At 53.7% G+C, this 23582-nt stretch carries 21 protein-coding genes; 8 read left to right on the top strand and 13 right to left on the bottom strand.

Annotated elements, in window-relative coordinates:
• Positions 1-62: 62 nt before the first annotated feature.
• Genes dxs through xseB form a run of 3 tightly spaced genes read right to left on the bottom strand, consistent with a single transcriptional unit; the run spans position 63 to position 3092 of the window.
• Positions 63-1925: a 1-deoxy-D-xylulose-5-phosphate synthase gene (dxs, locus tag BFV63_RS04850; protein WP_015571294.1), complete on the bottom strand. Its 1863-nt coding sequence runs from the start codon at positions 1923-1925 to the stop codon at positions 63-65.
• Between the two features lie 24 nt (positions 1926-1949).
• Complete coding sequence (gene ispA / locus BFV63_RS04855) at positions 1950-2849, bottom strand: (2E,6E)-farnesyl diphosphate synthase (RefSeq protein WP_032608639.1); 900 nt, start codon at positions 2847-2849, stop codon at positions 1950-1952.
• Positions 2850-3092, bottom strand: a complete 243-nt coding sequence (gene xseB, locus BFV63_RS04860; protein WP_003859094.1) for an exodeoxyribonuclease VII small subunit — start codon at positions 3090-3092, stop codon at positions 2850-2852.
• Between the two features lie 178 nt (positions 3093-3270).
• Between xseB and thiI the strand changes: the two genes are divergently transcribed.
• Positions 3271-4719 carry a tRNA uracil 4-sulfurtransferase ThiI gene (thiI, locus tag BFV63_RS04865; RefSeq protein WP_022650463.1) on the top strand — a complete coding sequence of 483 codons (1449 nt, stop codon included), beginning with the start codon at positions 3271-3273 and terminating at the stop codon, positions 4717-4719.
• A gap of 125 nt (positions 4720-4844) precedes the next feature.
• On the opposite strand, the gene yajL is transcribed toward thiI, so the two are convergent.
• Positions 4845-5435 carry a protein deglycase YajL gene (gene yajL / locus BFV63_RS04870; RefSeq protein ID WP_003859085.1) on the bottom strand — a complete coding sequence of 197 codons (591 nt, stop codon included), beginning with the start codon at positions 5433-5435 and terminating at the stop codon, positions 4845-4847.
• Positions 5398-6309 (bottom strand): 2-dehydropantoate 2-reductase, encoded by a 912-nt coding sequence (gene panE / locus BFV63_RS04875; RefSeq protein ID WP_048241298.1) that lies wholly within the window; start codon positions 6307-6309, stop codon positions 5398-5400. Before panE ends, yajL begins: the two co-directional genes overlap by 38 nt.
• A gap of 125 nt (positions 6310-6434) precedes the next feature.
• Here panE and BFV63_RS04880 point away from each other — a divergent pair, with 125 nt between their 5' ends.
• Positions 6435-6926 carry a YajQ family cyclic di-GMP-binding protein gene (locus BFV63_RS04880; RefSeq protein ID WP_017383179.1) on the top strand — a complete coding sequence of 164 codons (492 nt, stop codon included), beginning with the start codon at positions 6435-6437 and terminating at the stop codon, positions 6924-6926.
• Between the two features lie 31 nt (positions 6927-6957).
• On the opposite strand, the gene BFV63_RS04885 is transcribed toward BFV63_RS04880, so the two are convergent.
• From BFV63_RS04885 to BFV63_RS04925, 8 genes are all read right to left on the bottom strand, one after another.
• Positions 6958-8319, bottom strand: a complete 1362-nt coding sequence (locus tag BFV63_RS04885; RefSeq protein WP_032624756.1) for an MFS transporter — start codon at positions 8317-8319, stop codon at positions 6958-6960.
• A 150-nt stretch (positions 8320-8469) separates the two neighbouring features.
• On the bottom strand, positions 8470-9357 hold the full coding sequence (gene cyoE, locus BFV63_RS04890; RefSeq protein WP_003859062.1) for a heme o synthase: 888 nt from the start codon (positions 9355-9357) through the stop codon (positions 8470-8472).
• Positions 9358-9368: 11 nt separating this feature from the next.
• A complete protein-coding gene (locus tag BFV63_RS04895) occupies positions 9369-9695 on the bottom strand; it encodes a cytochrome o ubiquinol oxidase subunit IV (protein WP_006809888.1) in 327 nt (108 codons plus the stop codon).
• Positions 9695-10309, bottom strand: a complete 615-nt coding sequence (locus BFV63_RS04900; protein ID WP_003859057.1) for a cytochrome o ubiquinol oxidase subunit III — start codon at positions 10307-10309, stop codon at positions 9695-9697. The genes BFV63_RS04895 and BFV63_RS04900 overlap by 1 nt, the downstream gene beginning before the upstream one ends.
• Entirely contained in the window at positions 10299-12290 is a 1992-nt protein-coding gene (gene cyoB, locus BFV63_RS04905) for a cytochrome o ubiquinol oxidase subunit I (protein ID WP_022650473.1), read from the bottom strand. Before cyoB ends, BFV63_RS04900 begins: the two co-directional genes overlap by 11 nt.
• A 16-nt stretch (positions 12291-12306) precedes the next feature.
• A complete protein-coding gene (gene cyoA / locus BFV63_RS04910) occupies positions 12307-13254 on the bottom strand; it encodes a cytochrome o ubiquinol oxidase subunit II (protein ID WP_003859054.1) in 948 nt (315 codons plus the stop codon).
• Positions 13255-13733: 479 nt separating this feature from the next.
• A complete protein-coding gene (gene ampG / locus BFV63_RS04920) occupies positions 13734-15209 on the bottom strand; it encodes a muropeptide MFS transporter AmpG (RefSeq protein WP_048241296.1) in 1476 nt (491 codons plus the stop codon).
• 45 nt (positions 15210-15254) lie between these two features.
• On the bottom strand, positions 15255-15833 hold the full coding sequence (locus tag BFV63_RS04925) for a lipoprotein (RefSeq protein ID WP_003859052.1): 579 nt from the start codon (positions 15831-15833) through the stop codon (positions 15255-15257).
• 303 nt (positions 15834-16136) lie between these two features.
• On the opposite strand from BFV63_RS04925, the gene bolA reads away from it, so the two are divergent.
• From bolA to hupB, 6 genes are all read left to right on the top strand, one after another.
• Positions 16137-16454 (top strand): transcriptional regulator BolA, encoded by a 318-nt coding sequence (gene bolA, locus BFV63_RS04930; protein WP_003859051.1) that lies wholly within the window; start codon positions 16137-16139, stop codon positions 16452-16454.
• Between the two features lie 331 nt (positions 16455-16785).
• Positions 16786-18084 carry a trigger factor gene (gene tig, locus BFV63_RS04935; protein WP_015571277.1) on the top strand — a complete coding sequence of 433 codons (1299 nt, stop codon included), beginning with the start codon at positions 16786-16788 and terminating at the stop codon, positions 18082-18084.
• Between the two features lie 260 nt (positions 18085-18344).
• The gene (gene clpP / locus BFV63_RS04940; protein ID WP_006809880.1) at positions 18345-18968 is read left to right on the top strand and encodes an ATP-dependent Clp endopeptidase proteolytic subunit ClpP; all 624 of its coding nucleotides are present in this window, start codon (positions 18345-18347) and stop codon (positions 18966-18968) included.
• A 127-nt stretch (positions 18969-19095) separates the two neighbouring features.
• A complete protein-coding gene (gene clpX / locus BFV63_RS04945; protein WP_006809879.1) occupies positions 19096-20370 on the top strand; it encodes an ATP-dependent protease ATP-binding subunit ClpX in 1275 nt (424 codons plus the stop codon).
• Positions 20371-20554: 184 nt separating this feature from the next.
• Positions 20555-22909: an endopeptidase La gene (lon, locus tag BFV63_RS04950; protein WP_006809878.1), complete on the top strand. Its 2355-nt coding sequence runs from the start codon at positions 20555-20557 to the stop codon at positions 22907-22909.
• Positions 22910-23119: 210 nt separating this feature from the next.
• A complete protein-coding gene (gene hupB / locus BFV63_RS04955) occupies positions 23120-23392 on the top strand; it encodes a nucleoid-associated protein HU-beta (RefSeq protein WP_002444653.1) in 273 nt (90 codons plus the stop codon).
• Positions 23393-23582: the final 190 nt, after the last annotated feature.

A 23582-nucleotide genomic window follows, 5' to 3' on the forward strand; every position in this document is an offset into this window, starting at 1 on the left:
GGTTCCGCTCCTGCTGTTTAAACAATACGTTTAAGCATAGCAGGAGCAGAAAAGGGGAGGGATCAGGCCAGCCAGGTGCGGATTTTGGCTTCGATACCGGCGGCATCCAGACCAATGTCGGCGCGCGCCTCATCCTGGGTGCCTTGCGGGATGAAGTGGTCCGGCAGGCCGAGATTAAGCACCGGAACGGCTTTACGGTTCGCCATCAGCACTTCGTTCACGCCGCTACCCGCGCCACCCATGATGGCGTTCTCTTCCAGCGTGACCAGCACGTCATGGCTTTCCGCCATGCTCAGAATCAGAGATTCATCGAGCGGCTTCACGAAGCGCATATCGACCAGCGTCGCATTCAGGTTTTCAGCGACTTTTGCCGCTTCCGGCATCAGCGTACCAAAGTTCAGGATCGCCACTTTTTCACCGCGACGTTTCACCAGACCTTTACCGATGTCCAGTTTTTCCAGCGGCTGTAATTCAACGCCAAGGGCATTACCGCGTGGATAGCGTACCGCGCAGGGACCGTCCTGATAGTGGTAACCGGTATACAGCATCTGACGACACTCGTTTTCGTCGCTTGGCGTCATGATCACCATGTCCGGGATACAGCGCAGGAAGGAGAGATCAAACGCGCCCTGGTGCGTCTGGCCGTCAGCCCCCACAATGCCCGCGCGATCGATAGCAAACAGCACCGGCAGCTTCTGAATGGCAACGTCATGGATAACCTGATCGTAGGCGCGTTGCAGGAAGGTAGAGTAGATCGCTACCACCGGCTTGTAGCCGCCAATCGCCAGGCCCGCAGCAAAGGTTACCGCGTGTTGCTCGGCAATGGCGACGTCGAAATACTGGTCCGGGTATTTTTTGGAAAACTCCACCATGCCGGAGCCTTCACGCATGGCAGGCGTCACCGCCATCAGCATGTTGTCTTTCGCCGCCGTTTCGCACAGCCAGTCGCCAAATATTTTTGAGTAGCTTGGCATCCCGCCGCTGCTTTTCGGCAGGCAGCCGCTGGTATGGTCGAACTTAGGCACCGCGTGGAAGGTGATCGGATCTTTCTCCGCCGGTTCGTAACCACGCCCTTTTTTGGTCATGATATGCAGGAACTGAGGGCCTTTCAGGTCGCGCATGTTTTTAAGCGTCGTCACCAGGCCCAGCACATCGTGGCCGTCCACCGGGCCGATATAATTAAAGCCCAGCTCTTCGAACAGCGTACCCGGTACGACCATGCCTTTGATGTGTTCTTCGGTACGCTTAAGCAGCTCTTTGATCGGCGGTACGCCGGAGAAGACTTTTTTACCGCCTTCACGCAGTGAGGAGTAAAGCTTGCCGGACAGCAGCTGCGCCAGATGGTTATTCAGCGCGCCGACGTTCTCGGAGATCGACATTTCGTTATCGTTGAGGATCACCAGCATGTCCGGTTTGATATCGCCCGCGTGGTTCATGGCCTCAAAGGCCATCCCGGCGGTGATCGCCCCGTCGCCAATCACGCAGACAGTGCGACGTTGTTTATTCTCTTTTTCGGCGGCAACGGCAATACCAATGCCCGCAGAAATGGAGGTGGAAGAGTGGCCGACGCTTAACACGTCATATTCACTCTCGCCGCGCCACGGGAACGGGTGCAGGCCCCCTTTCTGGCGAATGGTGCCAATTTTATCGCGACGTCCGGTCAGAATTTTGTGCGGATAGGCCTGGTGGCCGACATCCCAGATCAGCTGATCGAACGGCGTGTTATAGACGTAATGCAACGCCACGGTCAGCTCAACCGTGCCAAGTCCGGAGGCGAAGTGGCCGCTGGAGCGGCTAACGCTGTCGAGCAGGTAGCGACGCAGCTCGTCACACAGCTTCGGCAGACTCTCTTTCGGCAACAGACGTAACTCCTGAGTGGAGTCAACTAACGCCAGTGTCGGGTATTTGGCAATATCAAAACTCATCAAAGGCTCATCGAGATTTATAGTTTATTTATCACGCTGGATTATGTAGTCCGCTAGCGCTTCCAGTGCCGAGGTATCCAGCGATTGCGCGGCCAGCTCATTCAGCGACTGGCGGGCATCGTCTATTAGATCCCGGGCTTTACGTTGGGCATGCTCAAGGCCCAACAGGGCGGGATAGGTACTTTTGCCAAGCTGCTGATCCGCACCCTGACGTTTTCCCAATGTTGCAGTATCGCCCACCACATCCAGAATGTCATCCTGAACCTGGAATGCCAGACCGATACTTTCTGCGTATCTGTCCAGAATCGGCAGGGCTTTACGCCCGCGTTCACCCGCGCTCAGCGCGCCCAGGCGAACGGCTGCACGAATCAGTGCGCCCGTTTTGTGACGGTGGATGCGCTCCAGCTGTTCCAGAGTAACCTGACGACCTTCAGCCTCTAAATCCAGCGCCTGGCCGCCGCACATCCCGGCGACGCCGCTGGCCATTGCCAGTTCGGACACCATTGCCAGACGATCGCGATCGCTCACTTCAACCATCGGCGCATCGCTCAAAATGGAGAAGGCCAGAGTTTGCAGCGCATCACCCGCCAGAATGGCATTCGCTTCGCCAAATTTGATATGGCAGGTTGGCTGACCGCGACGCAGATCGTCATCGTCCATGGCTGGCAAATCATCGTGGATCAGCGAATAGGCGTGGATACACTCCACGGCGGCTGCCGGGGCGTCCAGCGTGTTATCGCTGATACCGAACATGTTGCCCGTGGCATATACCAGGAACGGACGCAGGCGTTTACCCCCCAAGAGTGCGCCATAGTGCATGGCTTCAACCAGTGGAGTGTTCTGAAAAGGCTGCGGCTCAATGAATCGGCGCAGCGCATCGTTGGCGCGGATGACGCGCGCCTGAAGCGCGTTGGAGAAATCCATTTACTCGGCGTCCGGTGTGAATGGCGTGGTTTTAGCGTCTTCGCTGTCGGAAAGCAGGATCTGCACACGCTGCTCGGCCTGCTGAAGCTTTACCTGCCCCTGGCGCGCAAGCTGCACACCGCGTTCAAATTCGTTGAGGGCATCTTCCAGCGGTAAATCGCCGCTCTCGAGGCGGGTAACAATCTGCTCAAGCTCACTCAGCGCAGTTTCAAAACTGGCCGGTGCGTCGTTCTTCTTCGGCATAGTGAATTAACTCTTATATTCTTCGCCCCAACATGGTAACGGACTCGGGGCAATTATCAAATAACGCGAGTGGCGCGATGGTGGTATACTTGCGCGCCTGGATGCAGCCACGGGTGTGGGCTGCTGTATCATTTTCCACTACAAGCCTTTATAAGCTTGCCTAAGAAACATTGCCGCCATGAAGTTTATCATTAAATTGTTCCCTGAAATCACCATCAAAAGCCAATCTGTGCGTTTGCGCTTTATTAAAATTCTCACCGGGAACATTCGTAACGTATTAAAACACTACGACGAAACGCTCGCTGTGGTGCGTCACTGGGACCACGTTGAAGTCCGCGCGAAAGACGAAAGCAAACGTCTTGATATTCGCGACGCGCTGACCCGTATTCCTGGTATTCATCATATTCTGGAAGTGGAAGACGTTCCGTTCAGCGATATGCACGATATCTTCGAAAAGGCGCTGGTACAGTACCGCGACCAGATCGAAGGCAAAACCTTCTGCGTGCGCGTGAAGCGTCGTGGTAAACACGAGTTCAGCTCGATTGAAGTCGAGCGCTACGTTGGCGGCGGTCTGAACCAGCACGTTGAGACGGCGCGCGTGCGCCTGACTAACCCGGACGTTACCGTTAATCTTGAGATCGAGAACGATCGTCTGCTGCTGGTTAAGGGTCGTTATGAAGGTATTGGTGGTTTCCCGATCGGCACGCAGGAAGATGTGCTGTCGCTGATCTCGGGCGGCTTCGACTCCGGCGTCTCCAGCTACATGCTGATGCGTCGCGGCTGCCGCGTGCACTACTGCTTCTTTAACCTGGGCGGCGCGGCGCATGAAATCGGCGTACGTCAGGTGGCGCATTACCTGTGGAACCGCTTCGGCAGCTCTCACCGCGTGCGTTTCGTGGCGATCAACTTTGAGCCGGTGGTCGGCGAAATCCTCGAAAAAGTGGACGACGGCCAGATGGGCGTGGTCCTGAAACGTATGATGGTGCGCGCGGCGTCCAAAGTGGCTGAGCGCTACGGCGTGCAGGCGCTGGTCACCGGTGAAGCGCTGGGGCAGGTCTCCAGCCAGACGCTGACCAACCTGCGTCTTATCGACAACGTGTCTGATACGCTGATCCTGCGCCCGCTGATCTCTCACGATAAAGAGCACATCATCGATCTGGCGCGTAAAATCGGTACTGAAGATTTTGCCCGTACCATGCCGGAATATTGCGGTGTGATCTCAAAAAGTCCAACCATTAAAGCGGTGAAGGCGAAGATCGAAGCGGAAGAAGAGAACTTCGATTTCAGCATCCTGGAAAAAGTGGTGGCGGAAGCGTCCAACATCGATATCCGTGAGATCGCCCAGCAGACCGAGCAGGAAGTGGTTGAGGTGGAGACGGTCAGCGGCTTTGGTGCTAACGATACGATTCTGGATATCCGTTCTGTTGATGAGCAGGATGACAAGCCGTTGCAGGTGGAAGGCGTGGAGGTGGTTTCGCTGCCGTTCTACAAGCTGAGCACCCAGTTTGGCGATCTCGACCAGAGCAAAACGTATCTGCTGTGGTGTGAGCGTGGGGTCATGAGCCGTTTGCAGGCGCTGTATCTGCGCGAGCAGGGCTTCGCGAATGTGAAGGTGTATCGCCCGTAGTTTATTGTCGGGGAGTGCGGCCTGATGCCCTCACCCCGACCCTCTCCCACAGGGAGAGGGCGCAAACATTAAAAACGGCAACCTCGGGTTGCCGTTTTGCTTTTACCTTGCGCCACCCGACTTTTTTATTCGTAGTAGTTATAAATCCCCGCCGCCATCACCAGCGACGAAGCCACTTCGTACGCTTTTTCGCGCCCAACCAGCAGGTCAATAATCTTCAGGCCAAAATCAATGGCGGTGCCCGGCCCCTGGCTGGTGAGCAGGTTAACGCGCGGATCCCAGACCACGCGTTTATCCACCCACTGGTCTTCCGGAATTGTATCCTTCAGACCAGGGAAGCCGGTCATATTGCCGATGGGGAAAATGTCGTGCGGAACCAGCACCGTACCTGCGGCTGCACAGATTGCCGCGACGATACGCCCGGAAAGATGAAACTGACGAACGGTTTCAACCAGCAGCGGGCTGTCGCGGAAACACTCAGCCCCCTTCAGACCACCCGGCAGAACGATAATGTCGTAATCACCGTCCGCCACCTGTACAAGCGGTGCATCCGCCAGAATCTTCACCCCACGCGAGCAGGTAATCGCCAGGCTTCCGTCGCTGGCGACGCTGGCGGTAGTAACCTTAATACCACCACGTACCAGCAAATCAATGGTGGTGACCGCTTCTGTCTCTTCGCTACCAGGGGCGAGGCATACCAGTGCCGATGCGCTCATACTCACTCTCCTTTCGTTTTACTAACTCAAACAGACGGCTGTTTTCCGCAACGGTAATGCCGTGTGCCCGGGCGCGTTTTAACAGATAACCGGTAATGTAATCAATTTCGGTATGCCGCATAGCCCGGATATCCTGCAACATTGAGGAGATATTTTCTGCCGTACTCTCAACGACCTGGTCGACATAATAACGTAAATCGGACTCTGAGGTGTGGTAGCCTTCGCGTTCAATGACGGCGGCAACTTCCCGGCAAATCAGCGCTACCCGATCAGGATGCTGGCGCAGTTCACCGTTAGGGCAATCCAGCAGGGCGGTCAGCGGATTAATCGCGCAGTTCACCGCCAGTTTGCGCCACAGTTCCGCGCGAATGTTATTGTGCCAGGCGACGTCAGGCAGCGTGCTTTGCAGGGTATCCGCAAGATAGCTGTAATCGCCGGGCTGTTCACGCGCGGGACCGATATGAGTGATACCACTGGCAACATGGATAATGACGTTACCGTCGCGACGCGCCGCGTGGGTGGTTGTCCCCATCAGCAGCGGTTGCCGGACAGATTTTAGCTCTTCAATGGTACCCATACCGTTGTGAATCAGCAGGATTGGCGTGCTTTCAGGTAACTGGGCGGCCAGGCTTTTCACCGCATCGGAGACCTGCCAGGCCTTCAGCGTGACCAGCAGCAAATCGCTGGTGGCAAGAAATTCCGGATCGTTTGCCGTCAAAGACTCATTAAAAATTGAACCGTCTGTACCCATCACGTTCACACTGCAATAGGGCTGGGGAATTCGCAGCCAGCCCTGAACGTCGTGTCCCTGTTTGCATAGCGCTGTAAGCCAGAGTTGGCCAAGGGCTCCGCATCCAAGCACTGTTACTTTCATCGTTCCTCCTCACCTGCAACGGCGCCAGGTGCTATGACGCTAAGTATAGCGCCATCAGCTAAGCTTCTCGTTATGCCTCGTTGCGGGTATTATGCAACGCAACAAAAATGAAGGGAGAAGAAAAGATGCCATCTTTCGATATTGTTTCTGAAGTTGATTTGCAGGAAGCGCGTAACGGCGTAGAAAATGCTGTCCGTGAGGTTGAGTCACGTTTCGATTTTCGTGGCGTTGAGGCGACCATTGAACTGAACGACGCGAACAAGACGATCAAAGTCCTGAGCGAGTCTGATTTCCAGGTCAACCAGTTGCTGGATATCCTGCGCGCCAAGCTGCTCAAGCGCGGCATTGAAGGGACCTCACTCGATGTGCCGGAAGATTTTGTTCACAGCGGCAAAACCTGGTTTGTGGAAGCGAAGCTGAAGCAGGGTATTGAAAGCGCCGTGCAGAAGAAAATCGTGAAGCTTATCAAAGACAGTAAGCTCAAAGTGCAGGCGCAGATCCAGGGGGAAGAGATCCGCGTGACCGGAAAATCCCGTGATGACCTGCAATCCGTGATGGCGCTGGTGCGTGGCGGCGATCTCGGTCAGCCATTCCAGTTTAAAAATTTCCGCGATTAAGACAATCATGCCCGGCTAACCGGGCATTTTTTCAGGCCTTCAGCGCCTGCTCTACCTCAAAGCGGTTAGTCACTTTGCTGTCAATTTTGACATACGCACTGCGCTCTTCCGGGACAATCAGCACTTCGCTCACGCCCTCTGTCGCTTCCAGACGCTGTTGTAACGCGTCACCGATTGCCACGTCATCGGGAATTTCTACCCGCAGGCTACTCACATAGCGCGGCTCTTTCATGGTGCTGGCCACAAACAGCCAGAGCATCGCCAGCAGCGCACCGGCGAGGAAAACGGTCTGGGAGTCAAACAGACCATCCACCCAGCCGCCGAGTGACCCGCCGATCGCCACGCCGAGAAACTGGCTGGTGGAGTAAATGCCCATCGCGGTGCCTTTGTATCCTGCCGGAGACTCTTTGCTGATAAGCGACGGCAGCAGGGCTTCCATCAGATTAAAGGCCAGGAAGAACAGCTGTACGCCAGCGATCAGCTCCCAGAAATGCGGGCCGGCGCCCCACAGCACAATCTCGGCAATCAACAGTAACGCCACGCAGCCCACGAAGACGCGTTTCATTTTGCGCTTCACTTCGGCGTAAATAATGAAGGGCACAACGGAGACAAACGAGATCAGCATTGTGACCAGATAAATTTTCCAGTGCTCTGCCGCCGGGAAACCTGCTGCGGCAAGTTGACCGGGCAGGGCGACAAAGGTGGACATCAGCAGAATGTGCAGGCACATAATGCCGAAGTTCAGCTTAAGCAGGCGCGGCTCGACGATGACTTTGCTGAAGCAGCCTTTCACCATCCCTGATTCACGGTTGAGGACGTGGTTTTTACTGTCAGGTACAACCCACAGCGTGAGTGCGATCCCGATGGTCGCCAGCACCGCAATCATCCAGAACAGGGCGTGCAGGCCGAGTGAATGGGTAATAATCGGCCCCAGCACCATGGCAATGGCAAACGTGACGCCAAAGCTGACGCCGATAAACGCCATGGCTTTGGTGCGGTTTTGCTCGCGGGTTAAGTCTGACAGCAGCGCCATCACGGCGGCGGCAATCGCCCCGGAACCTTGCAGGGCGCGCCCAAGAATAATTCCCCAGATGGAGTGGGAGAGGGCGGCGATGATGCTGCCGAGCACAAACACCAGCAGCCCGCCGACAATCAGCGGTTTACGACCCACGCGGTCGGAGAGCAAGCCAAAGGGGATCTGGAATATTGCCTGCGCCAGGCCGTAGATACCGATCGCCAGACCGATCAGCGCTTCGCTGGCACCCTGTAACGCCATGCCATATGTGGTCAGAACGGGCAGGACCATAAACATGCCAAGCATCCGCAGCGAGAAAACAGTCCCTAAACCCCAGGTCGCACGCAGTTCGCCTGGCGTCATTTTATAATCGTTCATTACCACCTCAGTTCAAAAGCAGGCCATAGTGTAGTGCGGGGAAGGGGCGGGGTAAATAATGGGTTATTTAACAAATATTACATACGTTACTAATAGATTTCATGAATAAAAAAGGGGTGCCGAAGCACCCCTTTATGTCCTTGCTATAGCTTACCAGACGTAAGTCAGCAGGTTTTGTGAATCAGGCACCATGAAGTCTACGGACATCATCACGGACAGGGAGGTGATGGCGACAATCGAGAACACAAACAGCTTGCGTGCCCAGACCTTGTCATCTTCCACTTTGTAACCGCGCAGGGCCATGCCGAGCCACCAGACGCTCACCGCAGCTGCTACCACCAGATATTTATATCCGGCGTAACCGCCCAGAGAGAGCATCAGCGTTGCCACGGCAAAAGCGATGATGTAGAGCGTGATGTGGTTCTTGGCAACCGAAATGCCTTTCACGACCGGCAGAACCGGAATGTTCGCCGCCTGATAATCCTTAAAGCGGAAAATCGCGATGGCGTAGGAGTGCGGCATCTGCCACAGGCTAAAGATAGCCAGCAGGATCAGCGCACCGCTGTCGAACTCGTTCGTGACGGCGCAATAGCCAATCACCGGCGGCGCAGCGCCGGAGAGAGAACCAATCAGCGTGCCGTAGACGGAGTGACGTTTCATATACAGGCTGTAGACGCCTACATACACCACGAACCCCATCACCCCCAGCCAGCAGGCCAGCGGGTTAGCACCAAACCACAGCAGCATAAAGCCAGCAATACCCAGCAAGGTGGCGTACACCAGCGAGACGGAAGGGGCAATCAGGCCTTTAACCAGCACCCGATTTTTGGTCCTTTCCATCTTCTTGTCGATATCCATGTCGATGTAGTTGTTAAATACACAACCGGACGCAACCACCAGTGACACACCGACCAGCGTGTAAATAAAGAGGGTGTAATCAATGCTGCCTTTAGAGGCCAGCAGGAACCCTCCGATTACGGAGATCAGGTTGCCAAAGATGATGCCTGGTTTCGTGACTTGCAGGTATTGCTTAAACATACTCGCCGCTCTTAGTGAACCATCATGTTGTAGTTAAGGTTCCACATAATCCAGATGGAACCGACTACCAGGATAGCGATGATAATCACGGTAAAGATAAAGGCCGTCATGTTCCAGCCTTCATCGGACTTGGTGTTCATGTGCAGGAAGCAAACCAGATGCACCAGAATCTGAATCACCGCGGTCACCAGGATTGCGCCCAGGATAACCGGCTTAGATGCAGAACCGTTCATCACCATCCAGAACGGGATCACCGTCAGAATGATCGACAGGATGAAACCTGTCATGTAGGTTTTTACGCTGCCGTGGGAAGCGCCATGATCGTTAGAATGACTCATTACATCGCCCCCATCAGATAGACAACAGAGAACACACAGATCCATACCACGTCCAGGAAGTGCCAGAACAGGCTCAGGCACATAATACGGGTACGGTTAGTACTGGTCAGGCCGCGACGGGAGATCTGGAACATCAGTACCGCCATCCAGATCAGACCCGAGGTCACGTGCAGACCGTGGGTGCCGACCAGCGCGAAGAACGCTGACAGGAAGCCGCTACGATCCGGGCCGAAACCTTCCATGATCAGGTGATGGAATTCATAGATTTCCATCCCGATAAAGCCAGCACCAAACAGCCAGGTCAACGCCAGCCAGGAGACAACCTGGCTCTTGTTGTTTTTGTACATGGCGATAGCCGCCATGCCGTAGGTGATGGAGCTGAATAACAGCAGTGCGGTTTCAACCAGTACGAACGGCAGCTCAAAGATGTCCTTACCGGTCGGGCCGCCCGCTGTGCCGTTCACCAGAACGGCATAGGTTGCGAACAGACAGCAGAACAGGATGCAGTCGCTCATCAGGTAGATCCAGAAACCGAAGACTTTCGTCGGTCCTGTATCATGGTGCGCATGTTCATGCGCGTGGGCAGTCGAGTGCGCCAGAGTATCAGTTGCCATTTTTCAGCCCCGCTTTAGAAATCTCGTCAAAATGCTGGTTTTCCAGCTTTTCAACTTCACGGACTGGTACGTAGTAGTCCACGTCCTCGTCAAAGCTCTTCACAATCCAGCTGATTACGATGCCAGCGAAGCCAACAATCGCCATCCACCAGATGTGCCAGATCATTGCGAAACCAAATACCGTTGCGAAGGCGGCAATGACGATGCCCGCACCGCTGTTTTTCGGCATATGGATCTCTTCGTAATGTTCAGGTTGCTTGTACGCTTCACCTTTTTCTTTCATTTCCCAGAATGCGTCACGCTCATGAATGTGCGGCACTACGGCAAAGTTATAGAACGGAGGTGGAGAAGAGGTAGACCACTCCAGCGTACGGCCACCCCACGGGTCACCGGTCAGGTCGCGGTTCAGGTTACGGTCACGGATAGACACGTAGTACTGAATCAGCTGGCACAGAATACCGCAGGCAATCAGCGCTGCGCCGCCCGCTGCAATCATCAGCATTGGGTGGAACTGCGGATCGATCTGCTGGCTCAGACGACGGGTCATACCCATGAAGCCCAGCACGTACAGCGGCATAAATGCTACGAAGAAGCCAATGATCCAGAACCAGAACGCGCGTTTACCCCATTTCTCGTTCAGCGTGAAGCCGAACGCTTTTGGCCACCAGTAGGTTACGCCAGCGAAGCAGCCGAAGACCACGCCACCGATGATAACGTTATGGAAGTGCGCAATCAGGAACAGACTGTTGTGCAGAACGAAGTCAGCACCAGGTACCGCCAGCAGTACCCCGGTCATCCCACCTACGGAGAAGGTCACGATGAAGCCGATGGTCCACAGCATGGCTGAGTGGAACACGATACGGCCCTGGTACATGGTGAACAGCCAGTTGAAGATCTTAACCCCGGTCGGGATCGCGATAATCATGGTGGTAATACCGAAGAAGGCGTTTACGTTGGCGCCCGCACCCATGGTGAAGAAGTGGTGCAGCCAGACAATGAACGACAGAACGGTAATACATACGGTTGCCCACACCAGAGAGGTGTAACCAAACAGACGTTTACGCGAGAAGGTTGCCGCGATTTCGGAGAACACACCGAACACCGGCAGAACCAGGATGTACACTTCCGGGTGACCCCAGGCCCAAATCAGGTTGATGTACATCATCATGTTGCCACCCATATCATTCGTGAAGAAATGGGTACCCAGATAGCGATCCAGGGTCAGCAGCGCGATGGTGACGGTCAGAATTGGGAACGACGCGATAATCAGGACGTTGGCGCACAGAGATGCCCAGGTAAATACTGGCATCTTGAACATCGTCATACCTGGTGCACGCATCTTCAGGATGGTCACGAAGAAGTTAATACCGGTCAGAGTGGTACCGACACCGGAGAGCTGAAGCGCCCAAATCCAGTAGTCAACGCCCACGCCCGGACTGTACTCAATTCCCGACAGCGGCGGGTAGGCCAGCCAGCCGGTCTGAGCAAATTCGCCCACACCCAGTGACAGGTTAACCAGGATAACGCCGACAACCGTGAACCAGAAGCTCAGGTTGTTCAGGAACGGGAACGCAACGTCGCGCGCGCCGATTTGCAGCGGAACGACCACGTTCATCAGACCGATTACCAGCGGCATCGCCACGAAGAAGATCATGATAACGCCGTGGGCGGTAAAGATCTGATCGTAGTGGTGCGGTGGCAGGAAGCCGGCTTCGCCCGCAGACGCAAGCGCCTGCTGGCTACGCATCATGATTGCATCCGCAAAGCCACGAATTAACATGACGATACCGACGATGCAGTACATGATACCGAGTTTTTTGTGGTCAACCGAAGTCAGCCACTCATTCCACAGGTAGCTCCACTTACCGAAGTAAGTGATCAGGCCAACTAAGGCCGCGCCACCAATGATAATTGCAGCCACCGTAACCATAATAATCGGTTCATGGTAGGGCACTGCATCCAGTGTCAATTTTCCGAACATTTTCTTCCTCGGCCCCTTAGTGAGCGGTTTCCGCGTGGCTCATGTCCATGCCTTCCATACCCTGGTGCGTGTTGTGCTCGCCTTCAGGCTGGGTCATGTCCATGCTCATGCCGTGATCCATAAATTTGCCAATAACATCTTTGAACAGATTCGGTTTCACGTTAGAGAAGTACTCCACCTTGTTGTATTCGCTAGGTGCAGCCACTTTTTCGAACGCCGCCATGTCAGACATGGTGTTGGTAGACTGCTTCGCTTTTGCAACCCACTGGTCGAAAGTCGCGCGGTCTGGCGTAGCGATAGCTTTGAACTTCATACCCGAGAAGCCCGGGCCACTATAGCTGGCGGAGATACCGTCGTAGGTGCCTGCTTCATTCGCGATCAGGTGCAGGTTAGTCTGCATACCGGCCATCGCGTAAATCTGGCTACCCAGACGTGGGATGAAGAAGGAGTTCATTACGGAGTTGGAGGTCACTTTGAACTGAACCGGAGTGTTCGCCGGGAAGGCGATTTCATTCACGGTAGCAATGCCCTGTTCTGGATAGATGAAGAACCATTTCCAGTCCATGGAGACCACTTCAATGGTAATAGGTTTTTCATCGTGAACCAGCGGTTTGCTCGGCTCAAGTGCGTGAGTGGTTTTCCAGGTCAGTACAGCAAGGAACAGGATGATCAGAATAGGTACCGTCCAGACCACAGCTTCCACTTTATTGGAGTGTGACCAGTTAGGGCTATACTTCGCATCTTTATTGCTCGCACGATACTTCCAGGCGAAACCAACAGCCATCAAGATGGCAGGAATAACCACAATCAACATCAGGCCAAAAGCCGTCAGTATCAATGAACGTTGTTCCAGTCCAATCTGTCCTTTGGGGTCTAGTAGTGCAGAATCGCAGCCACTGAGTAATACAGTGCCTGCGAATAATGACAACCATCCCAAACTTTTATTGTATTTCCTGAGTCTCATTTAACGACCTCAATTCCACGGGAGTCTGGTGGCGTTTAAAGTGTGGGGGCATTTTACGGGAAGGTTACATTACTGTAAACATCATTAGCCCTGTGTCAGGAAGGTGTTACCGGGTTCTGCCGCACATGTCACAAGTGTTGCAAATTATGTCGCGTTTTCCGGGGGAAGCCGCACGGAGTGGGCGTTATAACGAAAGGGTGCCCCAGCATACCGCAAAAGGGACAATTGGTATAACCATTGCGGAAAATACACAAATAATTAACAATTAATTATCAATAAAAAGACAACTAAAAAACGAAAATTCAATCTTTCGAATGCTGAATCGTTTAACGGAAAATAGCGTAGCGAAATAAGCTCCAATAATTTCCGAATGCTATCCCGCACAAAACAACAAATATTTTTTTTTGCCGATGGCGGTTATTTCGCCGTTATAATTTCGTGTCGTTATTACAACGGGAAATAACCTTTCGCTTTTTACTTCATGTCATCTGCGTTTTCCGCAGTGACATGAAATCCAGCATCCCACCGGTCAGGATACCCACGATGGCGAGAAACACGCCTGCATCAAGCAGCTGGGTTTCAAAAGGAAGCGACAAGGTGGTCGTCGCATTGATAATGAGAACCGCGAGCCACACTACCAGCGCAAGACAACCTGCCATCAGCAGACGCAGGGCAAACCGGTAAGCAGCCTGATATTCCGTGCGCGGCATGAAGTGTTCCGTCCGCTGGGTATATTCCAGCGTCTGGCGACAGACCAGCAACAATAAAATCCCCGGCACAGCCGCCACCACAGAGAAGAGATAAAATGTCGGCCAGCCGTGGGCTTCAACAAACCAGCCCGCGACGGGACCTACGTACACGCGCCCGACGGCTGAGAGGGCAGAGAGCAGGGCAAACTGGGTGGCGGAAAATGACTTATTGCACAGCGTCATCAGCAGGGCGACAAATGCCGCAGTGCCCATACCTCCGCACAGATTTTCAAAGAATACCGCCGTCGCCATGCTGATCATATGCTTGTCGGTGATCGACAGCAGCCAGTAACCGGCATTCGAAGCGCCCTGAAGGATGCCGAAGATCAGCAGAGCACGGAACAGCGACAGACGCTGCATCAATACGCCGCCGTACAGCGCGCCGACGATCGTGGCAAACAGCCCCAGGGTTTTGTTCACCACGCCGACCTCCCCCGCATCAAACCCGACGCCGCGGATCAGGAAGGTGGTGGTCAGACTCATGGCGAAAGCGTCGCCGAGCTTATAAAGGACAATCAGCAGCAGGATCAGCCAGGCATTATTGCGACCAAAGAAGTCGCGGAGCGGTGCGGCGACGGCCTGCTCCAGCGAGCGGGGAACCGGAATCACATCGCTCGGTTCAGGCGCGAATAGCGTGGCAAAAATGCAGGGGATCAGCAGAGCGGCCATCAGCCAGTACATTCCCTGCCAGCCGAGATAGCGGTCGGCAAGCCAGAGGGCCAGCCCGCCGGAAACCAGCATACCCAGGCGGTAGCCAAGCACGCTGATTGCCGCACCGGCGCCACGCTCTTCCGCTGGCAGGACGTCCGTCTTCCAGGCGTCAAAAACAATGTCCTGCGAAGCGGAGCAGAAGGCGACGACCACCGCAAGCGCGGCCATCCAGCGCAGCTGTGTTGACGGCTCAAGGAAACCCATTGCGGCAATGGCCAGCAACAGCAGCACCTGCGTCATCGCTAACCAGCCGCGACGGCGCCCGAGGAACGGTGGGGTATAGCGATCCATCACCGGCGACCACAGGAACTTAAAGACGTAAGCCTGGCCGACGAGCGAGAAGAAACCAATGGTTTTAAGATCGATGTTCTCAACCGTCATCCACGCCTGTAACGTGCCGGAGGTGAGCGCAAGGGGCAAACCTGAGGCGAAACCAAGGATCAGCAGAATAGCTGATTTCGGTTGCTGGAAAATGCGTAAGTAGTGACTGGACATGTTCTTATGAACTGACCCGGTGAAGCACCGGGTCAGTCAGCAGGATTAACGGGCGTTCTGCTTGATGAAGTCGTGAATGCTGGTGTCCTGTGCCATGTCGGCAATGGTGTCAGTCAGCACGCTGTTAACCGCGTCAGCGATATTTTTGTTGGAGGCCTGGAATGCGCCTTCAACGGAATAGCTCGCACGGTAGTTTTTGTTCATTTTGTTGCCGTTCTTCGCGGTAGCGATGATGGCGATATCGGCTTTAGTCGCAATGTTGTAGCGAACGTTACCCTGGGAGACGTCAGCGTACAGGTTGTTCACGATGATTTGCAGATCAACCGCGCCGCTTGGGCCAATCATGTAGCCGCGGGAGGTCATCTGTTTCTCCAGCACTTCCTGCAACAGGAAGCGCAGGTCGCGGGAGGCGGTCAGCGTGACCTGTTGGTTGTCGCGAGTCACTTTCGCCAGCGCCTGGTCCTGACGCTGATCGGCGCCATTAATGCTGACCGTAACGCCCATCAGGCTTGGATCCTGCTGAGGCAGGGTAATTTTTGGTGAAACGTCAATGGTCGTCGGCGGAGTCGCGCAGCCGGCGAGCATAAAGAGTGCTACCAACGGAAAGAAGAGTTTTTTTAACATTTTCGGGTTCTCAACGAATCGTAAGCAAAGAGAGAAAAATTGCCGCCATCATAACATCGCTAACGGCCAGTGGAAGTGGTCAACGCATGTAAATTCATCGCCTTGTCCGAAAACTGACCACCTTTGCGCTTTTCTCTGCCTGTAAGTGACAAAACGTATGAACCACATAGTGAACTTCATTCGTTTGGGTGAGAAAATCAGACGAAAGCTAAATATTTGTTGTCAAGGTGTAATGGAACCGGTAAAAGCGGCTAATATTTAAAGGGATGGGTGACATCTTAGCGTTGTCGGAGGAGTGATTTCATGATGATACGTGAACAGATAGAAGAAAAATTAAGGGCAGCGTTCAACCCTGTGTTTCTCGAAGTTGTCGACGAAAGCTATCGTCATAACGTGCCGGCAGGTTCTGAAAGCCACTTTAAAGTGGTTCTGGTCAGCGATCGCTTCACGGGAGAACGTTTCCTGAACCGACACCGCTTGATCTACAGCACCTTGACGGAAGAACTCTCCACAACCGTACATGCGCTGGCGCTGCATACCTACACCATTAAGGAATGGGAAGGGCTACAGGATACGGTATTCGCATCACCGCCTTGTCGGGGTGCAGGCACCATCGCCTGATAAATCGGATTTGCAACCGCCGGAGTTTTTCCAGTATGTTGCTTACAGATTTCGTCAAGACGGCCTTCGGGCCGTTTTGTTTTGTCTGAGTTTTGAGCGGATGGCGCGTTTTTAAGGCTAAAAATAGCCTTAAAGTGTGAAAAAAGCCGCAGCAACATGCTCCAACCGTTCTCGACTCACCTAAGTGATGCCGCTATAATGCCGCGTCTTATTGAATGTCTTCGGGATGATTCTGGCGACAGGGAATGTGAATCTGCACATAAGAGAGCATCCCGGTATAACAGACAGATTCAGAGTTGACCGAGCACTGTGATTTTTTTGAGGTAACAAGATGCAAGTTTCAGTTGAAACCACTCAAGGCCTTGGCCGCCGTGTAACGATTACTATCGCTGCTGACAGCATCGAAACTGCTGTGAAAAGCGAGCTGGTCAACGTAGCAAAAAAAGTACGTATTGACGGCTTCCGCAAGGGCAAAGTACCAATGAATGTTGTTGCTCAGCGTTATGGCGCTTCCGTGCGTCAGGATGTGCTGGGTGAACTGATGAGCCGCAACTTTATCGACGCGATCATCAAAGAAAAAATCAATCCAGCCGGTGCGCCGAACTACGTTCCAGGCGAATACAAGCAGGGCGAAGACTTCACCTACTCCGTAGAGTTCGAAGTGTACCCGGAAGTTGAGCTGAAAGGTCTGGAATCTATCGAAGTTGAAAAACCGATCGTTTCCGTGACCGACGAAGACGTTGACGGCATGCTGGATACCCTGCGTAAGCAGCAGGCGAACTGGAAAGAGAAAGAAGGCGCTGTTGACGCAGAAGACCGCGTAACCATCGACTTCACCGGTTCTGTAGACGGCGAAGAGTTCGAAGGCGGTAAAGCGTCTGATTTCGTACTGGCGATGGGCCAGGGTCGTATGATCCCAGGCTTCGAAGACGGTATCAAAGGCCACAAAGCGGGCGAAGAGTTCACCATCGACGTGACCTTCCCTGAAGAATACCACGCTGAAAACCTGAAAGGTAAAGCAGCGAAGTTCGTTATCAACCTGAAGAAAGTGGAAGAGCGCGAACTGCCAGAACTGACTGAAGAATTCATCAAGCGTTTCGGCGTGGAAGATGGTTCTGTTGCGGGCCTGCGTACCGAAGTGCGTAAAAACATGGAGCGCGAGCTGAACGGCGCTGTACGTAACCGCGTGAAGTCTCAGGCGATTGAAGGTCTGGTGAAAGCGAACGACATCGACGTTCCTGCTGCCCTGATCGACAGCGAAATCGACGTTCTGCGCCGTCAGGCTGCACAGCGCTTCGGTGGCAACCAGCAGCAAGCGATGGAACTGCCACGCGAGCTGTTCGAAGAGCAAGCGAAACGTCGCGTTGTTGTTGGCCTGCTGCTGGGCGAAGTGATTCGTACCCACGAGCTGAAAGCTGACGAAGAGCGTGTGAAAGGCCTGATCGAAGAGATGGCTTCTGCATACGAAGATCCATCAGAAGTGATCGAGTTCTACGGTAAGAACAAAGAGCTGATGGACAACATGCGCAACGTCGCACTGGAAGAGCAGGCTGTTGAAGCGGTACTGGCGAAAGCGAAAGTGACCGAAAAAGAGACCTCTTTCACCGAACTGATGAACCAGCAGGCGTAATTTCGCCCCAACGGTTTAAAGTTTGAACAAAAAACCCGTTGCCCTCCGGCGACGGGTTTTTTTTATCACAGCTTTAGTCCTGGAAGGGTGCTAAAACGCCCTTTCAGTGTTAGCGTTACAACAAAACGTTGTTATGCTTGAAATAGGGCATGGCGACCCCCATTAGTATGTAATCACGATGATTGAGACTGGCTGATAATCCGTCCATAAGGTTACAATCAGTACAGCAGGTGTTTTCAATTTTGAACCAGGAGACGGAAATGTCATACAGTGGCGAACGAGATAACTTTGCACCCCATATGGCGCTGGTGCCAATGGTTATTGAACAGACCTCACGCGGTGAGCGTTCTTTCGATATCTATTCCCGTCTGCTCAAGGAACGCGTTATCTTTCTGACCGGCCAGGTGGAAGACCATATGGCTAACCTGATCGTGGCGCAGATGCTGTTCCTGGAAGCGGAAAACCCGGAAAAAGACATTTACCTGTATATCAACTCGCCGGGCGGTGTTATTACGGCGGGCATGTCTATTTATGACACCATGCAATTCATCAAGCCGGATGTCAGCACCATCTGTATGGGGCAGGCGGCGTCCATGGGGGCTTTCCTGTTAACCGCAGGGGCGAAAGGTAAGCGTTTCTGCCTGCCTAATTCCCGCGTGATGATTCACCAGCCGCTGGGTGGTTACCAGGGCCAGGCGACGGATATTGAAATCCACGCCCGAGAAATTCTGAAAGTAAAAGCGCGCATGAATGAACTTATGGCGCAGCATACGGGTCAACCTCTCGAGCAGATCGAGCGCGATACCGAGCGCGATCGCTTCCTCTCTGCGCCAGAGGCAGTTGAGTACGGCTTAGTCGACTCCATTTTGACCCATCGTAATTGATGCCCGCGACGCGAGTGTGCCGCTATACTAAGGTAGGGCGGCACGTTGCCTGTAAGCAGCTTGCGTCTGAGAATGGCATTTGCGTCGTCATGTGCGGCACATAGAACTTAAAAAGAGGTTTGGACTCATGACAGATAAACGCAAAGATGGTTCGGGCAAACTGCTGTACTGCTCTTTTTGCGGCAAAAGCCAGCATGAAGTGCGTAAACTGATTGCCGGGCCGTCCGTGTATATCTGCGACGAATGCGTCGATTTATGTAACGACATCATTCGCGAAGAGATTAAAGAAGTCGCGCCGCACCGTGAGCGCAGCGCGTTACCAACGCCACACGAGATTCGCCACCACCTGGATGACTATGTCATTGGTCAGGAGCAGGCGAAAAAAGTGCTGGCGGTGGCGGTATACAACCACTACAAACGTCTGCGTAACGGCGATACCAGCAATGGCGTAGAACTGGGCAAAAGTAACATTCTGCTGATCGGGCCTACCGGTTCCGGTAAAACCCTGCTGGCAGAAACGCTGGCGCGCCTGCTGGATGTTCCGTTCACTATGGCGGATGCCACCACCCTGACCGAAGCCGGTTATGTGGGTGAAGACGTTGAAAATATTATCCAGAAGCTGCTCCAGAAGTGCGATTACGACGTACAAAAAGCCCAGCGCGGGATCGTCTATATCGATGAGATCGACAAAATCTCTCGTAAATCAGACAACCCGTCCATCACCCGTGACGTCTCGGGCGAGGGCGTGCAGCAGGCGCTCCTGAAGCTGATTGAAGGTACGGTTGCGGCTGTTCCACCGCAGGGTGGGCGTAAACATCCGCAGCAGGAATTCTTGCAGGTTGATACCTCTAAGATCCTGTTTATCTGTGGTGGTGCGTTTGCAGGCCTGGATAAAGTGATCTCTCACCGTGTGGAAACCGGCTCCGGCATTGGTTTTGGCGCAACGGTGAAAGCCACGTCTGAAAAACCAAACGAAGGCCAGCTGCTGGCGCAGGTTGAGCCGGAAGATCTGATCAAATTCGGTTTGATTCCGGAATTTATCGGCCGTCTGCCGGTTGTGGCGACCCTGAACGAACTGAGCGAAGACGCGTTGATTCAGATCCTGAAAGAGCCGAAAAACGCGCTGACCAAGCAGTATCAGGCGCTGTTTAATCTGGAAGGCGTTGAGCTGGAATTCCGTGACGAAGCGTTGGACGCGATTGCCAAGAAAGCGATGGCGCGTAAAACCGGTGCCCGTGGCCTGCGTTCTATCGTGGAAGCAGCATTGCTCGACACGATGTACGATCTTCCTTCTATGGAAGACGTCGAAAAAGTCGTGATCGACGAGTCCGTCATTGGTGGCCAGACCAAGCCGTTACTGATTTACGGTAAACCGGAAGCGCAGCAGGCATCTGGCGAATAATTCACCATTTCATACAATCAGTTAATCAAAAAGGGGGGATTTTATCTCCCCTTTACTTTTTCCGTATTCATGGCGTTGAATGTATGGGAAACATCCCCATATACTGGATTACATGTTAATGGTTGTGTGAAGCACAGTTACATGACCAGTTTACCTGGCGGACACTAAACTAAGAGAGAGCTCTATGAATCCTGAGCGTTCTGAACGCATTGAAATCCCCGTATTGCCGTTGCGCGATGTGGTGGTTTATCCGCACATGGTCATACCCTTATTTGTAGGGCGGGAAAAATCTATCCGTTGCCTCGAAGCCGCCATGGATCATGATAAAAAAATCATGTTGGTCGCGCAGAAAGAAGCATCAACGGATGAGCCGGGTGTAAACGATCTTTTCACCGTCGGGACCGTGGCCTCTATTTTGCAGATGCTGAAGCTGCCAGACGGCACCGTGAAGGTGCTGGTGGAAGGCTTACAGCGTGCGCGTATTACCACTCTGTCAGACGATGGCGAGCACTTCTCTGCGAAGGCAGAGTACCTTGATTCACCGGAACTTGATGAGCGCGAGCAGGAAGTGCTGGTACGCACCGCGATCAGCCAGTTCGAAGGCTACATCAAGCTGAATAAGAAAATCCCACCTGAAGTGCTGACGTCGCTGAACAGCATCGACGATCCTGCACGTCTGGCGGATACCATCGCTGCGCATATGCCGCTGAAGCTGGCTGACAAACAGTCCGTGCTGGAAATGTCCGACGTTAACGAACGTCTGGAATACCTGATGGCGATGATGGAGTCTGAGATCGATCTGCTCCAGGTTGAGAAGCGCATTCGCAACCGCGTCAAAAAGCAGATGGAAAAATCTCAGCGTGAGTACTATCTGAACGAGCAAATGAAAGCCATTCAGAAAGAGCTCGGCGAGATGGACGATGCGCCGGATGAAAACGAAGCGCTGAAGCGTAAGATCGACGCGGCGAAGATGCCGAAAGAGGCGAAAGAGAAAGCCGAAGCTGAGTTGCAGAAGCTGAAAATGATGTCTCCGATGTCGGCGGAAGCGACCGTTGTACGCGGCTACATTGAGTGGATGGTGCAGGTTCCGTGGAATGCCCGCAGCAAGGTCAAAAAAGACCTGCGTCAGGCCCAGGAGATCCTGGATACCGACCACTACGGCCTGGAACGTGTGAAAGACCGCATTCTTGAGTACCTCGCGGTACAGAGCCGAGTGAACAAAATCAAAGGCCCAATCCTGTGCCTGGTAGGGCCTCCAGGGGTGGGTAAAACCTCTCTGGGCCAGTCCATCGCCAAAGCGACAGGGCGTAAGTACATCCGTATGGCGCTGGGCGGCGTGCGTGATGAAGCGGAAATCCGCGGTCACCGCCGTACCTACATCGGTTCCATGCCGGGCAAGCTTATCCAGAAAATGGCGAAAGTGGGCGTCAAAAACCCGCTGTTCCTGCTCGATGAGATCGACAAAATGTCTTCAGACATGCGTGGCGATCCGGCGTCGGCGCTGCTGGAAGTGCTTGATCCAGAGCAGAACGTGGCGTTTAGCGATCACTACCTGGAAGTGGATTACGACCTGAGCGATGTGATGTTCGTGGCGACGTCGAACTCCATGAACATTCCGGCACCGCTGCTGGACCGTATGGAAGTGATCCGTCTGTCCGGTTATACCGAAGACGAGAAGCTGAACATTGCCAAACAGCACCTGCTGCCGAAGCAGATTGAGCGTAACGCGCTTAAAGCCAACGAGCTGACCGTTGAGGACAGCGCCATTGTCGGCATTATTCGTTACTACACCCGTGAAGCGGGTGTGCGTAGCCTCGAACGTGAGATCTCTAAGCTGTGCCGTAAGGCGGTGAAACAGCTGCTGCTGGATAAGAGCCTGAAGCACATCGTGATTAACGGCGACAATCTGCATGCGTACCTGGGCGTTCAACGCTTCGACTACGGTCGCGCAGACAACGAAAACCGTGTTGGTCAGGTGACCGGTCTGGCATGGACGGAAGTGGGCGGCGATCTGCTGACCATCGAAACCGCCTGTGTTCCGGGCAAAGGCAAGCTGACCTACACCGGTTCGCTGGGTGAAGTGATGCAGGAGTCCATCCAGGCGGCGCTGACCGTGGTGCGCGCGCGTGCGGAAAAACTGGGTATCAACCCGGATTTCTACGAAAAACGCGATATTCACGTTCACGTTCCGGAAGGGGCGACGCCGAAAGATGGCCCAAGCGCGGGTATTGCCATGTGTACTGCGCTGGTTTCCTGCCTGACAGGTAATCCGGTTCGTGCTGATGTGGCCATGACCGGTGAAATTACGCTGCGTGGTCAGGTACTGCCTATCGGCGGGTTAAAAGAAAAACTGCTGGCGGCACACCGCGGTGGGATCAAAACCGTATTGATCCCTTACGAGAATAAACGCGATCTGGAAGAGATTCCGGACAACGTTATTGCCGATTTGCAGATCCATCCGGTGAAACGCATTGAGGAAGTTCTGACTCTCGCACTGCAAAATGAACCGTCCGGAATGCAGGTTGTAACCGCAAAATAGTGACCTCGCGCAAAGAGCGCCAATAAAAACAAGGCTGGTAAGTCATTTCGTACTTGCCAGCCTTTTTTTGTATAGCTAATTTAGATTGCTGATTGGGTTAGCCATCAACAACGGGTGTTGTAAGGTCATAGCAGGACTGATATAACTGCTGCGCGGTCGCGCTGTGAAGGATTCAGGTGCGATATAAATTATAAAGAGAGGAAGAGAACAGTGAATAAATCTCAACTGATTGACAAAATTGCTGCGGGTGCTGATATTTCTAAAGCGGCAGCTGGACGTGCTTTAGATGCTTTAATTGCTTCTGTTACTGAATCTCTGCAAGCTGGGGACGACGTTGCACTGGTAGGCTTCGGTACTTTTGCGGTTAAAGAGCGTGCAGCCCGTACTGGCCGCAACCCTCAGACCGGCAAAGAGATCACCATTGCTGCCGCTAAAGTGCCGGGTTTCCGTGCAGGTAAAGCGCTGAAAGACGCAGTAAACTGATTGCTTTCCCGCTCCAGGGAAGCTGAAAAGTACAAGGGCGCATCGTTTGATGTGCCTTTTTTGTTTGTCCAGACCTGATTTGTGCGAGTTTATGCGAGTTGTGGGCTGACAATTGCCCTGTTTTCTTGTCACAATACGCCTTTACGCGCGACGGTCAGGATTTTCCGTCAGCGTCAGGTAACCAGTCACC

Source organism: Enterobacter hormaechei subsp. xiangfangensis, from assembly GCF_001729785.1.
In the GTDB taxonomy this organism is placed as follows: domain Bacteria; phylum Pseudomonadota; class Gammaproteobacteria; order Enterobacterales; family Enterobacteriaceae; genus Enterobacter; species Enterobacter hormaechei_C.

Excerpts from the sequence above, each read along its gene's own strand:
- dxs (WP_015571294.1), bottom strand. The coding sequence starts at position 1,925 with ATGAGTTTTGATATTGCCAAATACCCGACACTGGCGTTAGTTGACTCC.
- ispA (WP_032608639.1), bottom strand. The coding sequence starts at position 2,849 with ATGGATTTCTCCAACGCGCTTCAGGCGCGCGTCATCCGCGCCAACGAT.
- xseB (WP_003859094.1), bottom strand. The coding sequence starts at position 3,092 with ATGCCGAAGAAGAACGACGCACCGGCCAGTTTTGAAACTGCGCTGAGT.
- thiI (WP_022650463.1), top strand. The coding sequence starts at position 3,271 with ATGAAGTTTATCATTAAATTGTTCCCTGAAATCACCATCAAAAGCCAA.
- yajL (WP_003859085.1), bottom strand. The coding sequence starts at position 5,435 with ATGAGCGCATCGGCACTGGTATGCCTCGCCCCTGGTAGCGAAGAGACA.
- panE (WP_048241298.1), bottom strand. The coding sequence starts at position 6,309 with ATGAAAGTAACAGTGCTTGGATGCGGAGCCCTTGGCCAACTCTGGCTT.
- BFV63_RS04880 (WP_017383179.1), top strand. The coding sequence starts at position 6,435 with ATGCCATCTTTCGATATTGTTTCTGAAGTTGATTTGCAGGAAGCGCGT.
- BFV63_RS04885 (WP_032624756.1), bottom strand. The coding sequence starts at position 8,319 with ATGAACGATTATAAAATGACGCCAGGCGAACTGCGTGCGACCTGGGGT.
- cyoE (WP_003859062.1), bottom strand. The coding sequence starts at position 9,357 with ATGTTTAAGCAATACCTGCAAGTCACGAAACCAGGCATCATCTTTGGC.
- BFV63_RS04895 (WP_006809888.1), bottom strand. The coding sequence starts at position 9,695 with ATGAGTCATTCTAACGATCATGGCGCTTCCCACGGCAGCGTAAAAACC.
- BFV63_RS04900 (WP_003859057.1), bottom strand. The coding sequence starts at position 10,309 with ATGGCAACTGATACTCTGGCGCACTCGACTGCCCACGCGCATGAACAT.
- cyoB (WP_022650473.1), bottom strand. The coding sequence starts at position 12,290 with ATGTTCGGAAAATTGACACTGGATGCAGTGCCCTACCATGAACCGATT.
- cyoA (WP_003859054.1), bottom strand. The coding sequence starts at position 13,254 with ATGAGACTCAGGAAATACAATAAAAGTTTGGGATGGTTGTCATTATTC.
- ampG (WP_048241296.1), bottom strand. The coding sequence starts at position 15,209 with ATGTCCAGTCACTACTTACGCATTTTCCAGCAACCGAAATCAGCTATT.
- BFV63_RS04925 (WP_003859052.1), bottom strand. The coding sequence starts at position 15,833 with ATGTTAAAAAAACTCTTCTTTCCGTTGGTAGCACTCTTTATGCTCGCC.
- bolA (WP_003859051.1), top strand. The coding sequence starts at position 16,137 with ATGATGATACGTGAACAGATAGAAGAAAAATTAAGGGCAGCGTTCAAC.
- tig (WP_015571277.1), top strand. The coding sequence starts at position 16,786 with ATGCAAGTTTCAGTTGAAACCACTCAAGGCCTTGGCCGCCGTGTAACG.
- clpP (WP_006809880.1), top strand. The coding sequence starts at position 18,345 with ATGTCATACAGTGGCGAACGAGATAACTTTGCACCCCATATGGCGCTG.
- clpX (WP_006809879.1), top strand. The coding sequence starts at position 19,096 with ATGACAGATAAACGCAAAGATGGTTCGGGCAAACTGCTGTACTGCTCT.
- lon (WP_006809878.1), top strand. The coding sequence starts at position 20,555 with ATGAATCCTGAGCGTTCTGAACGCATTGAAATCCCCGTATTGCCGTTG.